A 15,346-nucleotide genomic window follows, 5' to 3' on the forward strand; every position below is an offset into this window, starting at 1 on the left:
TATGATGAGTAAACAAAAACTCAGCTTGATTTTAATTATTTTTTTTCTTTCATTTTTTTATCTGTTATTAGGATTGGGATATTTATTCTCGTACAATCCGGGTTTTTTTCCTGATGAATTTGCACATATGGGGTATGTTGTCGATGTCATAAAAGACAATTTCCCGGATTATAATGAAGGTTTGGTTTTTTCAAGCAATAAACTCAATTACCTGAACCATCCGCCACTCTATTATCTGGTGGTTGGCGAATTGACAAAGTTGTTACATTTGCAGGATATGTTTGCAAATGTGGGGCGATTCATAAACATGGGCATTTCAGTTATTATAATTGGGTTGACCTGTTGGATTTTATACCGTACGACGAAGTCCTTGCTTGCGAGTTTTTTGGGAAGCGCTTTTTTATTAGTGATTCCTATGTTTGTGTTATTAGGAAGTGCGGTCAATAACGATCAAATTAATGTGCTTGGCTGTACTTTAGTTATTTATGGCGTACTGGGGTTAATGGAAAACGATAAGGACAAGCAACCATTAACATCGTATGTTATTTGTATTTGTACTGGGGGTATTATTGCAGCGCTCAGCAAAGCTACAGGTTCCCTGGCGATTGTTTGCATGCTGGTCTGTGTTGCGGTATTCAATTATTCCCGCTTGCTGCAGCTCATAAAAGGGTTGTCTATAAAACAGTTGGCAATCGTTATAGCATCAGTAGCGGTTGTGATTACCTATTACTGTAGTGTACATAAAATATATGGTGGGTTTTATCCCGCACCGCAAGGTACGCCCGCTTTGTGGTTTTTTATTGAACATCCTGATACAAAGAGGATGGCCTTTGCGGATTTTGTTAGCTATTTCCTTAACAGTAATCTTTTCAGTCTGACTAAACCTTATGGGTACGTCTACATGCCTGACAGTGAAGTGCGGGTAGTCGTTGTAAAAACTATTTTGCTGATGTTATCCCTGATGGCTGGATACCTGTCAGTACAAAAAATTGTCAAAAATGATCCTTGCTCTAGGATGATATTCTCTCTCATCGTTGCGTTTTTTATCTTCTTTATAATTTACTTTTTTACCATCAGAGATCTGCATTTAAAAACAGGCTATACGGGTGCAATGCAAGCCAGGTATTTCTTCGGATTTTTGCCCGTATGTTGTTTGGTAATTGCTAAGGTAATTTCCCAACGAAGCAATGAAATCATAAAAAGCCTTATTGCCGCAGTGATGGTGGCGGGTTTAAGTACGGCGACTTACCCAGCGGGTGTGAAACTTTTAGACTTACAAACGTGGCCGTCGATGACCATTATTGAACAGCCTGTGTTTAATACCGGCTATGGTTACCTTACTCAAGGACGTACCTTTGAACAATCGATTATGGCTGAGACGGATACACTAAGAGGCGTTGAGCTGATGCTGGCAACGTTCGCACGGAAAAATCATGGTCCATTAACACTGGAGTTACTGGACAAGTCGGGCAAAGTTATTGCTGTTCAGGTCGTCAGCATGGAAACACTAAAAGATAATGCATACGCATGGTTTGATTTTAAGCAAGTAAAGGTTATCAAGAATCAGCAATATGCATTACGATTAAAATGCGATGAGTGTACACCAGATAATGCCATCACCTGGTCGGCAGTAAAAAAAGAATTTGTAGCGCCTGTCTTTCTATTTAATGAATTTGGGCCTTCTACTGATAATAAATATACTAAAGGAGAGGCGTATGCAGATGGTGCTAGAGTAGGCGGAGCATATTCATTCCGGCTGTACTTCGGGTAGGCCTCCTTGCAATAAAAAATCCACGCAACAGCGTGGATTTTTTATATCTGGATAAATAACAGCGAGACAGGCTCGCTTAATTTATTAAACGTTAAACAGGAAGTTCATCACATCGCCATCTTTAACGATGTAGTCTTTCCCTTCTGCACGCATCTTGCCGGCTTCTTTCGCGCCTTGCTCACCCTTGTAGGTGATAAAGTCTTCAAAGGCGATGGTCTGGGCACGGATAAAGCCTTTCTCAAAGTCGGTGTGGATTTTACCCGCCGCCTGTGGTGCCGTCGCGCCGACAGGGATAGTCCAGGCGCGTACTTCTTTCACGCCTGCGGTGAAGTAGGTCTGCAGGTTCAGCAGCTGGTAACCGGCGCGGATCACGCGGTTCAGACCTGGCTCTTCCAGACCCATCTCAGCCATGAACTCTTCACGGTCGGCATCGTCCAGCTCGGCGATATCAGACTCGACAGCCGCACACACGGCCACGACCACAGAACCTTCCGCCGCTGCGATTTCACGCACTTTGTCCAGGTATGGGTTGTTTTCAAAACCGTCTTCATTGACGTTGGCAATGTACATGGTCGGCTTCAGGGTCAGGAAGCTCAGGTATTTGATCGCCGCTTTGTCTTCGTCAGTCAGGTTTTTCAGCGCGCGCAGCATGCCCGCGTTTTCGAGCTGTGGCAGACATTTTTCCAGCGCAGCTTGTTCCGCTTTCGCGTCTTTGTCGCCGCCTTTGGCTTTCTTCTGCACACGCTGCAGGGCGCGCTCGCAGGTATCCAGGTCAGCCAGTGCCAGCTCGGTGTTGATGACCTCGATATCATCCGCCGGGTCCACTTTGTTGTTCACGTGGATGATGTTGTCGTTCTCAAAGCAACGCACAACGTGGCCGATCGCTTCGGTTTCACGGATGTTGGTCAGGAACTGGTTACCCAGGCCTTCACCTTTCGAGGCGCCTTTTACCAGGCCCGCGATATCCACGAACTCCATGGTGGTTGGCAGAATGCGCTGCGGCTTTACGATCTCCGCAAGCTGATCGAGACGCGGATCGGGCATGGGTACGACACCGGTGTTTGGCTCGATGGTACAGAACGGGAAGTTAGCCGCTTCGATGCCCGCTTTAGTCAGCGCGTTAAACAGGGTGGATTTGCCAACGTTAGGCAGACCAACGATACCGCATTTGAATCCCATTTCTGAATCACCTTAATGTCTTGATATTCAACACGTTAACATTAACGAGTCGAAGAAAAGTAAATAACTACGCCTATTATACACGTAACCCGCAGCCTGCGGGGCAAAAAAGCCGTTTCGCGCCGGTTATTGCGCTTTGAAAGCGTGAAGACGATTGGTGGCTTTGGTTAAACCATCCTGCAACCAGATTTCGGTGCAACGCGCCGCTTCGTCTACCGCCTCGTCGATCAGTTTCTGCTCGGAAACCGGTGGCTTACCCAGGACAAAACCAACAACTTTGTTTTTATCGCCCGGATGGCCAATCCCCACGCGTAAGCGATGGAAGTTAGGGTTATTGCCCAGTTTGCTGATGATGTCTTTTAAGCCGTTGTGCCCGCCGTGGCCGCCACCAAGTTTGAATTTCGCCACGCCCGGCGGCAGATCCAGTTCGTCGTGCGCCACCAGGATCTCATCCGGATTGATGCGATAAAAGGTCGCCATCGCGGCCACCGCTTTACCGCTTAAATTCATAAACGTCGTGGGCACCAGCAGACGCACATCGGCGCCAGCCAGGTTAACGCGAGAGGTAAACCCGTAGAATTTAGGCTCTTCACGCAGAGGGGCGCGTAACCGCTCGGCCAGCAGATCAACATACCAGGCGCCAGCATTATGGCGGGTGGCAGCATATTCCGCGCCGGGGTTAGCCAGGCCGACAATCAGTTTAATCGTCACGTTTTTGTTCCTGAAAGTGCTAAGTCTGGCGCGTAGTGTACTGTCTGCCGCGTCGGTTGACAAAATTCTGCTAAGCGACACGTAGAAACTGAATAATACCGGAGCTGAATCATTAGAATTTCATGCTACTCAAAGGCTTATTTGTAAAGTTTTGTTGCACCGAAGTACGTATTTGTGATCGTTGACGCAATCCGCAAAACGGGTGGTGTCTATACTTTACACACAAGGAATAGGGAGATTATTCCCTTACAACCCAAAGTTCCGGAGGTGCTATATGAAACGCAAAAACGCTTCGCTACTCGGTAACGTGTTGATGGGGTTGGGATTAGTCGTCATGGTTGTCGGCGTCGGTTATTCCATTTTAAACCAGCTTCCGCAACTTGACCTGCCACAATACTTCGCCCATGGCGCAGTGCTGAGCATCTTCCTGGGTGCGGTGCTTTGGCTGGCCGGGGCTCGCGTCAGTGGCCACGAACAGGTCTGCGATCGCTACTGGTGGGTACGCCATTACGATAAACGCTGCCGTCGCGAACAGCATAAGCACAGCTAACCTGTGACAGCGCGAAAAACGGTTTCTTCGGAAGCCGTTTTTTTTTGCCTTTTTTCTTGACCCTCACGTAACGTAAGGCACCAGAGTGACCGCGATGGCGAGATAAAAGGAGCAGCGATGTTAATTCAGGTTGGCCTGTTGGCGAAGCGAGCGGGGATCACCGTTCGGACATTACACCATTATGAGCAAACCGGCTTGCTGCTGCCCTCTGCCAGAAGTGCGGCAGGTTACCGTCTTTATACCCTCGCGGATGTACAGCGGCTACACCGTATCCAGGTGTTAGCCAAAGCGGGGCTGGAGCTTGCCGAAATTAAAGAGGTTCTCGATCGGGATCCGCGTTCCATGGTGGATCTCCTGGACGCGCAAATCGCGCTGCTGGATAAACAGATGCGCAGCATTCAGACGCTGCGCGAGCAGCTCGTGAGTTTGCATAGCGCGCTGGCCGCAGGCACCGAGCCCGATCTGGAATCCTGGTTACAGACGCTGGAGTTAATGACGATGTACGATCGCTGGTTCAGTAAAGAAGAGTTACAGGCATTACCGTTTGCGCAGCAGAGTGACACTCTGGCAGAGATCTGGGCCGGGCTGGTGGCCGAAGCCCGGCGCATGCTGACGGAGAAGGTGGACGTTGCCGACCCACGCGCTACCGGGCTGGCTACGCGCTGGATGACGCAGCTTGAGCAGGATACTGCGGGCAACCCCGACTTCCTGACCCGCCTGAATGAGATGCACAGCATGGAGCCGCAAATGCGTGAGCAGACAGGAATCGACGCTGACATCCTCGATTTCATCACCCGGGCCTTCGCCGAGAGCAAGCTGGCTATCTGGCAGCGCTACCTGACCCCCGAGGAGATGGCGTTTACCCGTGCGCACTATTTTGATCGCATGATGGAGTGGCCTGCACTGGTGGCAAAACTGCATCAGGCAAGCCGGGAAGGGGTGCAGGCAGAGAGCCCGGAAGCACAGCGGCTGGCGGAAAACTGGCTGGCGCTGTTCCAGTCTTATGCAGGGGATAATCCTGCAACTCAGCAAAAATTCCGCGAGGCGATGCAGCAGGAGCCGCATCTGATGAAAGGGACCTGGATGACGCCTGCTGTGCTCGAGTGGCTTCAGCAGGCGATCGGTATCATGATGCAGCGGCGGATGTCACAGATCCGCTAACGCCGCCTCACGGTCAGGATAGAACGCCAGACGGCCCGCAATGGGCTGAACCCCTGCGCGCGCCATCGTGCGCAGGGGCTGGAATTCGAGATTGGTCACCCGCAGTTCACAGCCTTCCGGCAGGCGTTGGACAAAGCGCTGGAAGGCGTCCAGCCCGCCGGCATCCAGCACCGGGACCGCATCCCATTTCAGCACCACGACACGTTTCCCCGCAATGCGCGACTCCAGCTCGCTGAACAATCCTTCCGCGGCGGCAAAAAACAGCGGGCCGATGACTCGCAGCACCAGCACGTCTTCCGGCGTGGCGACATTGACGCTGGCCAGGCGGGTCATACGGGCAATGCGACGCATAAACAGTAATGATGCCAGCACAATCCCGACGCTTATCGCAATGACCATGTCAAACAGCACCGTCAGCGACATGCAGATCAGCATTACGATGATGTCGTCTTTGGGGGCGCGGCGCAGCAGGTTGATGACTTTATGTGCCTCGCTCATGTTCCATGCCACCATTAGCAGCAGGGCGGCCATGGCCGAGAGCGGCAGCCAGGAGAGCAAGGGCGCCAGCACCAGCAGGGCGAGGATCACCAGAACCGAATGGACCACCGCCGAGACCGGCGACGTGGCGCCTGCGCGCACGTTGGCCGCGGAACGGGCGATGGCCGCTGTGGCGGTAATGCCGCCGAAGAACGGCGCGATGATATTCCCCAGCCCCTGACCGACCAGCTCGCTGTTGGCTTTGTGTTTGGTGCCGGTCATGCCGTCCAGCACCACGGCGCAGAGCAGCGACTCAATCGCCCCCAACATCGCCATCGAAAATGCGGCTGGCAGCAGGGCGCGCAGAGAGTCCCAGCTTAAAGTAAAGCTGGAGCCGGGCAGATCCCACGGCAGCACCAGCTGGGGCAGAAGCTGCGGGATACCGTTACCCTGGGAGCCATCCGCCAACACATAGTGGAACTGCGAGCCGATAGTGGCGACGTGGCCGCCCAGTAGATTGACTATCCCCATTACCGCGCAGCCCAGCAGCAGGGCGGGCAGGTGTCCAGGCAGGCGGATGCCCAGCCGTGGCCAGAGGATCAGCGTGCCCAGGGTCACCACGCCAATCGCCGCATCGCCCAGGTTTGTCGTCGGCAGCGCCATCGCCAGCGCCCCCACTTTTTGCAGGTAATGCTCCGGCACGTGGGCCATCTGCAGGCCAAGGAAATCTTTAATCTGCATGGTGCCGATGGTGATGCCGATCCCGGAGGTGAAGCCCAGGGTCACGGAAAGTGGAATGTACTCAATCAGCCTGCCAAAGCGCGCCAGACCGAACAAAATCAAAAATACCCCGGACATCAGGGTCGCCACCAGCAATCCGCCCAGACCAAACTGCTGAGAAACCGGATAGAGGATCACCACAAAGGCCGCGGTCGGCCCGGAGACGCTGAAGCGCGACCCACCGGTCAGGGCAATCACAATCCCGGCGACGGCGGCAGTGTAGAGGCCATACTGCGGCGCTACGCCGCTGCCAATGGCCAGCGCCATCGCCAGCGGAATGGCAATGATGCCGACGGTGATCCCGGCGATCAGGTCACGGGTGAAGCGTGACAGGGTATATTTCTCTTTCCAGCAGGCGTCGATGAGGGCGCGGAAGGGAAGAACATGAGAGGAAGCGTTTTTCACAATCATCATCCATGTGCGCATCATCTGTCATATCAATGGCAGGTGAAGGAGGCATTAATCATACAAATAAATACTACAGACAAAAAAACCCGCCGTAGCGGGTTTTCTGACTGCGTCCGATTAGTGTTCGAACATTGCAGAGATAGATTCTTCGTTGCTGATACGACGAATCGCTTCTGCCAGCATCCCGGACAGGGTCAAAGTACGCACGTTTGGCAGCGCTTTGATCTCGTCGCTCAGTGGGATGGTGTCGCACACCACAACTTCATCAATAACGGAGTTGCGCAGGTTGTTCACGGCATTGCCGGAGAAGATCGGGTGAGTTGCGTAAGCGAATACGCGTTTAGCACCACGCTCTTTCAGCGCTTCGGCGGCTTTGCACAGAGTGCCGCCGGTGTCGATCATGTCGTCAACCAGCACGCAGTCACGGCCAGCAACGTCACCGATGATGTGCATCACCTGAGAAACGTTAGCGCGCGGACGACGTTTGTCGATGATCGCCATGTCGGTGTCATTCAGCAGTTTGGCGATAGCGCGAGCGCGAACCACGCCGCCGATGTCCGGCGAAACCACAATCGGGTTGTCCAGGTTCAGCTGCAGCATATCTTCCAGCAGGATTGGGCTGCCGAATACGTTATCAACCGGAACATCAAAGAAGCCCTGGATCTGCTCGGCATGCAGGTCAACCGTCAGAACACGGTCAACGCCAACACTGGAGAGGAAGTCAGCAACAACTTTTGCGGTAATTGGCACACGTGCGGAACGGACGCGACGGTCCTGACGGGCATAGCCAAAGTAAGGAATTACAGCAGTGATACGGCCAGCGGAAGCACGGCGCAGGGCATCGACCATAACAACCAGTTCCATCAGGTTGTCGTTAGTTGGAGCACAGGTGGACTGGATGATGAAAATATCACCACCGCGTACATTTTCGTTAATTTGTACGCTGACTTCGCCATCGCTAAAGCGACCTACGGCGGCGTCGCCAAGAGAAGTGTACAGGCGGTTGGCAATACGTTGTGCTAGTTCCGGGGTGGCGTTACCAGCAAAAAGCTTCATATCAGGCACGAGAAGAACCTCAGGCATGCGTCCAGTGGTGGATAGTTCGCCGTAAACTGTGCGGGCCAGGCGAATGCTATCCAGGCGGTGTATTAAAGAGCGCGATGCAACGTCTGGAACAAGGTGACGTTGTCACCGAAACTCAGATTGCGCCAGAATGGCCTGCTGTAGCGGGGAGATATTCATACCGCGCGCCACGAAACCATGCAGCCATTCTGGAGCCAGCTCGAGCACCTGACGTGCAGCGGATTCCGTATCAAATTCAGCAAAGACACAGGCTCCTGTGCCAGTCAGGCGCGACGGCGCGTATTCTAACAGCCAGGAAAGCGCTTCATCAACCTCGCGAAAACGTTTTCTTGCGATATCCTCGCAATCGTTGCTGAATTCACATTTTAATAACGTTTCTATTGACCGGACGGGGGTATCGCGTGGAAGGTCCGGATCTTTAAAGATAACCGGGGTAGGAATGCTGACGCCCGGGTGGGCAACCAGGTACCATTTTTCCGCAGGTTCGGCCGGGGAGAGGATCTCGCCCACCCCTTCGGCAAAGGCCGCATGCCCGCGGACAAACACCGGCACGTCGGCCCCGAGCGTTAACCCGAGCGCGGCCAGTTCATCCACCGAGAGATCGCAGCCCCACAGGTGATTAAGCACCACCAGCACGGTGGCGGCATTTGACGAGCCACCGCCGAGCCCACCGCCCATCGGCAGCCGTTTCTCCACGCGGATATCCGCGCCGCTGCCTGCTGGCAGACGTCCGCTTTGCTGCGCCGCCGCCATCAGCAGCCGTGCAGCCCGCACGATCAGGTTATCTTCATCGGCCACACCCTCCACCGGGGTGAGCAGACGAAGCTGCCCATCCTGACGTGGCTCAATCGAAATGGTGTCGCCGTAGTCGATAAACTGAAACAGCGTCTGCAGGGTGTGATAGCCGTCTGCACGCTGGCCGGTGATGTATAAAAACAGGTTAAGTTTTGCGGGTGAAGGCCAGTGGGTCATCATTTGACAATCCAGTTATCCATCTTCAGCTTGATGCGCTGGCCGCCTTCGGTCAGTTCCAGGCTGGTTGGCAGAGCCGGTTTGGTGTTGCTGTCGTAGCCGCCGTAGACCACGTGCCAGTTTTTACCGTTCTGGCTGTAATTTACTTCACTCAGACGGTACTGATCGTCGAGTTTGTAGTCGGTGGCGTCGCCCGGGAGACCAAGGATCCACTGGCGCAGGCTGGTAATCGGAATTGGCATCCCGGTCAGCTTGCCGATCATCTCTTCGGCATCGGTGCCGGTATATTTCTGCCCTTTATTATCGGTGATTTGCGCGCTGCCTGGCTGGGCAATCAGCTCCATCTCGGTGCTCCCCACCGGGTTGAGCAAAAGCAGGCGATAGCGATCCTGGCCGGTCTGCTGCCAGAAGAAGCGGGCATACACTTTCTGCTGATCCGACAGATACGCAAAGGCACCGCGGGTCTGGTACTGGCTTAAACCACGCACCTCCTGCTGGTGCTGACGCCACTGCGGTGAGTCAGGGCTTTTGCCTGGCCCTTTGGGCGGCGTAATGGAACATGCGGTAAGTACCAGCGCGGCGAGGGGCAGGAGGCGAATCAGTCTGGTCATAATAATGACAAATCCTTGAGATACGTGGCGGTTATAGTTCTTAATGCTAGCGCCCGTATGCGGCAGCGTCTACGCTCAAGTTATCCTAAATCATAGAATTAACCATGCTACTTCAGGTTCAGCCGCGTTGGCTGCATCGCGAACTTTTTTGGTTAATATGAACTGGTAACCTATTACTCCGAAAGGGGGCAGTCTCTTTTATTGATCTCGCGCATCCTGTATGATGCGCCCTGCTAACCCTATTAACGCTGGTACTACTCCCGCTCATATGACCCTTTTAGCACTCGGTATTAACCACAAAACGGCCCCGGTTTCACTGCGAGAACGCGTCACGTTTTCGCCGGATACGCTCGACCAGGCGCTGGAAAGTCTGCTTGCCCAGCCGATGGTGCAGGGGGGCGTGGTGCTGTCGACGTGCAACCGTACTGAGCTCTATCTCAGCGTGGAAGAGCAGGATAATCTACACGAAGCGTTGATCCGCTGGTTATGCGAATACCACAACCTGAACGAAGAAGAGCTGCGTAACAGCCTCTACTGGCATCAGGATAACGATGCGGTCAGCCATCTGATGCGTGTGGCCAGCGGCCTTGATTCGCTGGTACTCGGCGAGCCGCAGATCCTCGGGCAGGTTAAAAAAGCGTTTGCCGACTCGCAAAAAGGCCACCTTAAGGCCAGCGAGCTGGAGCGCATGTTCCAGAAATCCTTCTCTGTCGCCAAGCGAGTGCGAACCGAAACTGACATTGGCGCCAGTGCCGTTTCCGTTGCGTTTGCCGCCTGTACGCTGGCGCGACAGATCTTTGAATCCCTCTCGACGGTCTCTGTGCTGCTGGTCGGCGCAGGCGAAACCATTGAGCTGGTCGCGCGTCATCTGCGCGAGCACAAAGTGAAGAAGATGATTATCGCCAACCGCACCCGTGAACGCGCCCAGGCGCTGGCGGATGAGGTCGGCGCGGAAGTGATTGCCCTCAGCGACATCGACGCCCGTCTGAACGAGGCGGATATCATCATCAGCTCCACCGCCAGCCCGCTGCCGATTATCGGCAAAGGTATGGTAGAGCGCGCCCTTAAGTCCCGCCGCAATCAGCCGATGCTGCTGGTGGACATCGCCGTTCCGCGTGATGTCGAACCGGAAGTGGGCAAGCTGGCGAACGCCTATCTCTACAGCGTGGACGATCTGCAAAGCATCATTTCCCACAACCTCGCCCAGCGCAAAGCGGCGGCGGTGCAGGCCGAAACGATTGTCGAGCAGGAAACCAGCGAATTTATGGCCTGGCTGCGCGCGCAAAGCGTCAGCGAGACGATTCGCGAATACCGCGGTCAGGCGGAACAGGTACGTAATGAACTGACTGCCAAAGCGATGGCGGCCCTGGAGCAGGGCGGCGATCCGCAGGTCATCATGCAGGAACTGGCATGGAAACTGACCAACCGTTTGATCCATGCCCCAACCAAATCACTTCAACAGGCTGCCCGTGACGGGGACGACGAACGCCTGAATATTCTGCGCGACAGCCTCGGGCTGGAATAGCGCGCCATACCCATTTTATAATTAAAAGGTGCACTTACGCCTATGAAGCCCTCTATTGTCGCCAAACTGGAAGCGCTGCACGAGCGCCATGAAGAAGTTCAGGCGCTGCTCGGCGATGCCGCGACCATTGCTGACCAGGAACGTTTCCGCGCCCTGTCGCGCGAATATGCACAATTAAGTGACGTTGCGCGCTGCTTTACCGCCTGGCAACAGGTTCAGGAAGATATTGAAACCGCGCAGATGATGCTCGACGACCCGGAAATGCGCGAGATGGCGCAGGAAGAGTTGCAGGAAGCGAAAGTCCGCTCCGAAGAGATGGAGCAGCAGCTTCAGGTGCTTCTGCTGCCAAAAGATCCGGACGATGAGCGCAACGCCTTTGTCGAAGTCCGCGCCGGAACCGGCGGGGATGAAGCGGCCCTGTTTGCCGGGGATCTGTTCCGTATGTACAGCCGCTATGCTGAATCCCGCCGCTGGCGCGTGGAGATCATGAGCGCCAACGAAGGCGAACATGGTGGCTATAAAGAAGTGATCGCCAAAATCAGCGGCGAGGGCGTATACGGTCGCCTGAAGTTTGAGTCCGGCGGCCATCGCGTCCAGCGCGTCCCGGCCACCGAATCCCAGGGGCGTATCCACACCTCCGCCTGCACCGTGGCGGTCATGCCTGAGCTGCCGGAAGCTGAGCTGCCGGATATCAACCCGGCGGATCTGCGTATCGATACCTTCCGCTCCTCCGGCGCGGGCGGTCAGCACGTTAACACCACCGACTCCGCGATCCGTATTACTCACCTGCCAACCGGCATCGTGGTGGAGTGTCAGGACGAACGTTCCCAGCACAAAAACAAAGCCAAAGCGCTCTCGGTGCTGGGTGCCCGTATTCACGCCGCAGAGATGGCGAAACGCCAGCAGGCGGAAGCCTCAACCCGTCGCAACCTGCTGGGCAGCGGCGATCGCAGCGATCGCAACCGCACCTATAACTTCCCGCAGGGTCGTGTGACCGATCACCGCATCAACCTGACCCTCTATCGTCTGGATGAGACGATGGAAGGCAAACTGGATCTGCTGATCGAACCTATCGTGCAGGAGTACCAGGCCGACCAGCTGGCAGCGCTGGCAGAGCAGGATTAATGGATTTTCAGCACTGGCTACAGCAGGCGATAAGCACGCTGGCGGGGGGCGAAAGCCCCCGTCGCGATGCGGAGATCCTGCTGGAGCATGTGACGGGTAAAGCACGCACTTATCTTCTCGCCTTTGGCGAAACGCAGCTGACTGCTGACCAGCAGGCTCAGCTTGACGCGCTTCTGGCGCGCCGCAAAACCGGTGAGCCGGTGGCGCACCTGGTGGGCGAGCGTGAGTTCTGGTCGCTGCCGCTCTATGTCTCTGCGGCAACGTTAATTCCCCGTCCCGATACCGAATGCCTGGTGGAGCAAGCGCTGGCGAGATTGCCCGCCACCCCCGCGCGCATTCTGGATCTCGGCACCGGCACCGGGGCCATCGCCCTGGCGCTGGCCAGCGAGCGTCCGAACTGTCAGGTGACGGCAGTAGATCTCATGCCCGATGCGGTGGCGCTGGCACAGCGTAACCTTGAGCGCCTGGCGTTAAAGAACGTGACGGTGCAGCAGAGCAGCTGGTTTACCGCTCTTGCTGACCAGCAGTTCGAGATGATCGTCAGTAACCCGCCCTATATCGATGAGTGCGATCCGCATCTCGGCGAAGGGGATGTGCGCTTTGAACCGCGCAGCGCGCTGGTTGCGGCGGATCACGGACTGGCAGATCTCAGCCATATTATTATCCAGTCTCGCCAACACCTGGTCAGCAATGGCTGGCTGCTGCTGGAGCATGGCTGGACGCAGGGCGAAGCGGTGCGCAATCTCTTCCTGCAGGCCGGTTTTGCCCAGGTCGAAACCTGTTGTGACTATGGCGGCAACGAGCGCCTGACCGTGGGCAAATGGCATGAATAGCTTCTCTGTACTGATCGCCCTGCACCTGACGGCAGTCGTCCTGACCGTCAGTTTTTTTGCGCTGCGTTACTGGTGGCGTTACAGCAATAACGCCCTTATCAACGCGCGCTGGGTGCGGGTGCTGCCGCACTGCATCGACACCGTGCTGTTTCTTTCCGGCGCGGGGTTGATGTGGGTGACCGGTTATCTGCCGTTTACAGATGAAGGGTCATGGCTGACTGAAAAGCTGTTTGGCGTTATCATCTACATCGTTTTGGGTTTTATTGCGCTGGGACGTCACCGTCCGCGCAGCCAGCAGGCGGGGTTTGTTGCCTTTCTGCTGGGGCTGGTGGTGCTGTACATCATCATTAAACTCGCCACCACAAGAATACCGATACTGGGGTAAGTCATGGAGTCCTTGGCCGATTTCGAATTTAACAAAGTGCCGCTGTGCGATGGAATGATTAAGGTATCAGAGATGATCCGCGATGATTTCATTTCACAATACGTCTACGATGAACTGGAGAAACTGGTGAGTCTGGCGCGTGAAGAGATTAATCAGGCGCGCCCTCAGGACTGGCAACTGGAGAAACTGATTGAGCTTTTTTATGGCGAGTGGGGCTTTTGCGATACGCGTGGCGTGTATCGGCTCTCCGACGCGCTGTGGCTCGATCAGGTACTGAAAAACCGTCAGGGCAGCGCTGTCTCCCTGGGGGCGATTTTATTATGGGTAGCGCACCGTCTTGATATTCCGCTGGTGCCGGTCATCTTCCCGACGCAGATGCTGCTGCGCGCCGAGTGGCTGGACGGCGAGATGTGGTTAATCAATCCCTTTAATGGCGACACGCTCGACGATCACACGCTGGATGTCTGGCTGAAGGGCAACATCAGCCCGATGGCGGAGCTCTACAACGAAGATCTGGACGAAGCGGATAACGCCGAGGTGGTCCGCAAGCTGCTGGATACGCTGAAGTCAGCCCTGATGGAAGAGCGGCAGATGGAGCTGGCCTTGCGTGCCAGTGAGGTGCTGCTGCAGTTTAACCCGGAAGATCCGTACGAGATCCGCGACCGCGGCCTTATCTACGTGCAGCTTGAGTGTGACCACGTTGCGCTGAATGATTTGAGTTATTTTGTTGAGCAGTGTCCGGAAGATCCGATCAGCGAAATGATCCGCGCGCAGATTAATTCCATCGCGCACAAACAGATTACACTGCATTAATCTTAATTCCGATTCACACCTGAATAAGGCGATCCTATGAAACAAAAAGTGGTTAGCATTGGCGATATCAACGTGGCGAACGACCTGCCGTTCGTGCTGTTCGGCGGCATGAACGTACTGGAATCCCGCGACCTCGCGATGCGTATCTGCGAACACTACGTGACCGTGACCCAGAAGCTGGGTATCCCGTACGTGTTCAAAGCCTCTTTTGACAAAGCCAACCGCTCCTCTATTCACTCTTACCGCGGCCCGGGCCTGGAAGAGGGGATGAAAATTTTCCAGGAGCTGAAGCAGACCTTTGGCGTAAAAGTGATCACCGACGTCCATGAAGCAAGCCAGGCGCAGCCTGTGGCAGACGTGGTTGACGTGATCCAGCTGCCCGCGTTCCTTGCCCGTCAGACCGATCTGGTCGAAGCGATGGCGAAAACCGGCGCAGTGATCAACGTGAAAAAACCGCAGTTCGTCAGCCCAGGCCAGATGGGGAACATCGTCGATAAGTTTATCGAAGGCGGTAACGACCAGGTGATCCTGTGCGACCGTGGTTCCAACTTCGGTTATGACAACCTGGTGGTCGACATGCTGGGCTTCAGCGTGATGAAAAATGTCTCTAACCAGTCGCCGGTCATCTTCGACGTGACCCACTCCCTGCAGTGCCGCGACCCGTTTGGCGCAGCTTCCGGCGGCCGTCGTGCTCAGGTTACCGAACTGGCGCGCGCCGGTATGGCAACCGGTCTGGCGGGTCTGTTTATTGAAGCCCACCCGGATCCAGCCAACGCGAAATGCGACGGCCCATCCGCGCTGCCGCTGGATAAGCTGGAGCCGTTCCTGAAGCAGATCAAGGCGATTGACGATCTGGTCAAGAGCTTTGAAGAGCTGGATACGTCCAACTAATTTGATGAAAGAAAAAACCCGCCGAGGCGGGTTTTTTTATGCCCGGCGGCGCTGCGCTTGCGCGGGCCTAC

At 55.1% G+C, this 15,346-nt stretch carries 15 protein-coding genes; 9 read left to right on the top strand and 6 right to left on the bottom strand.

What is annotated here, in order from left to right:
- Window position 1 precedes the first annotated feature (1 nt).
- Window positions 2-1,771: a DUF2142 domain-containing protein gene (locus tag C3406_RS14110; protein WP_158250553.1), complete on the top strand. Its 1,770-nt coding sequence runs from the start codon at window positions 2-4 to the stop codon at window positions 1,769-1,771.
- An 84-nt stretch (window positions 1,772-1,855) separates the two neighbouring features.
- On the opposite strand, the gene ychF is transcribed toward C3406_RS14110, so the two are convergent.
- Window positions 1,856-2,950 (bottom strand): redox-regulated ATPase YchF, encoded by a 1,095-nt coding sequence (gene ychF, locus C3406_RS14115; protein ID WP_103822293.1) that lies wholly within the window; start codon window positions 2,948-2,950, stop codon window positions 1,856-1,858.
- Between the two features lie 126 nt (window positions 2,951-3,076).
- Window positions 3,077-3,661: an aminoacyl-tRNA hydrolase gene (pth, locus tag C3406_RS14120; protein ID WP_103179957.1), complete on the bottom strand. Its 585-nt coding sequence runs from the start codon at window positions 3,659-3,661 to the stop codon at window positions 3,077-3,079.
- 274 nt (window positions 3,662-3,935) lie between these two features.
- Between pth and ychH the strand changes: the two genes are divergently transcribed.
- Both ychH and C3406_RS14130 read left to right on the top strand, forming a co-directional pair.
- Window positions 3,936-4,211, top strand: coding sequence for a stress-induced protein YchH (gene ychH / locus C3406_RS14125; protein ID WP_103179956.1), 276 nt, complete (start codon window positions 3,936-3,938; stop codon window positions 4,209-4,211).
- 117 nt (window positions 4,212-4,328) lie between these two features.
- Window positions 4,329-5,372 (top strand): MerR family transcriptional regulator, encoded by a 1,044-nt coding sequence (locus tag C3406_RS14130; RefSeq protein WP_103822292.1) that lies wholly within the window; start codon window positions 4,329-4,331, stop codon window positions 5,370-5,372.
- On the opposite strand, the gene dauA is transcribed toward C3406_RS14130, so the two are convergent.
- The 4 genes from dauA to lolB form a co-directional block, all read right to left on the bottom strand.
- Window positions 5,358-7,034, bottom strand: coding sequence for a C4-dicarboxylic acid transporter DauA (dauA, locus tag C3406_RS14135; RefSeq protein WP_197080164.1), 1,677 nt, complete (start codon window positions 7,032-7,034; stop codon window positions 5,358-5,360). The two genes, C3406_RS14130 and dauA, sit on opposite strands and share 15 nt — an antisense overlap.
- 120 nt (window positions 7,035-7,154) lie before the next feature.
- Window positions 7,155-8,102: a ribose-phosphate diphosphokinase gene (gene prs, locus C3406_RS14140; RefSeq protein ID WP_003856663.1), complete on the bottom strand. Its 948-nt coding sequence runs from the start codon at window positions 8,100-8,102 to the stop codon at window positions 7,155-7,157.
- A gap of 123 nt (window positions 8,103-8,225) precedes the next feature.
- On the bottom strand, window positions 8,226-9,095 hold the full coding sequence (ispE, locus tag C3406_RS14145) for a 4-(cytidine 5'-diphospho)-2-C-methyl-D-erythritol kinase (protein WP_103822291.1): 870 nt from the start codon (window positions 9,093-9,095) through the stop codon (window positions 8,226-8,228).
- Entirely contained in the window at window positions 9,092-9,703 is a 612-nt protein-coding gene (lolB, locus tag C3406_RS14150; RefSeq protein WP_103179953.1) for a lipoprotein insertase outer membrane protein LolB, read from the bottom strand. The genes ispE and lolB overlap by 4 nt, the downstream gene beginning before the upstream one ends.
- A 268-nt stretch (window positions 9,704-9,971) precedes the next feature.
- Here lolB and hemA point away from each other — a divergent pair, with 268 nt between their 5' ends.
- From hemA to kdsA, 6 genes are read left to right on the top strand one after another with little or no spacing between them, the layout of a single operon-like run.
- Entirely contained in the window at window positions 9,972-11,228 is a 1,257-nt protein-coding gene (hemA, locus tag C3406_RS14155; RefSeq protein WP_039030718.1) for a glutamyl-tRNA reductase, read from the top strand.
- A gap of 42 nt (window positions 11,229-11,270) precedes the next feature.
- Window positions 11,271-12,353, top strand: coding sequence for a peptide chain release factor 1 (prfA, locus tag C3406_RS14160; RefSeq protein WP_103822290.1), 1,083 nt, complete (start codon window positions 11,271-11,273; stop codon window positions 12,351-12,353).
- Complete coding sequence (gene prmC, locus C3406_RS14165) at window positions 12,353-13,186, top strand: peptide chain release factor N(5)-glutamine methyltransferase (RefSeq protein ID WP_103822289.1); 834 nt, start codon at window positions 12,353-12,355, stop codon at window positions 13,184-13,186. The genes prfA and prmC overlap by 1 nt, the downstream gene beginning before the upstream one ends.
- Window positions 13,179-13,571: an invasion regulator SirB2 gene (gene sirB2 / locus C3406_RS14170; RefSeq protein ID WP_103822288.1), complete on the top strand. Its 393-nt coding sequence runs from the start codon at window positions 13,179-13,181 to the stop codon at window positions 13,569-13,571. Before prmC ends, sirB2 begins: the two co-directional genes overlap by 8 nt.
- Before the next feature lie 3 nt (window positions 13,572-13,574).
- Window positions 13,575-14,384 (top strand): invasion regulator SirB1, encoded by an 810-nt coding sequence (sirB1, locus tag C3406_RS14175; RefSeq protein ID WP_103179948.1) that lies wholly within the window; start codon window positions 13,575-13,577, stop codon window positions 14,382-14,384.
- Between the two features lie 36 nt (window positions 14,385-14,420).
- Entirely contained in the window at window positions 14,421-15,275 is an 855-nt protein-coding gene (gene kdsA, locus C3406_RS14180) for a 3-deoxy-8-phosphooctulonate synthase (protein ID WP_103822287.1), read from the top strand.
- The last annotated feature ends 71 nt before the right edge of the window (window positions 15,276-15,346 follow it).

This window comes from Leclercia sp. LSNIH8, from assembly GCF_002920195.1.
GTDB lineage: Bacteria > Pseudomonadota > Gammaproteobacteria > Enterobacterales > Enterobacteriaceae > Enterobacter.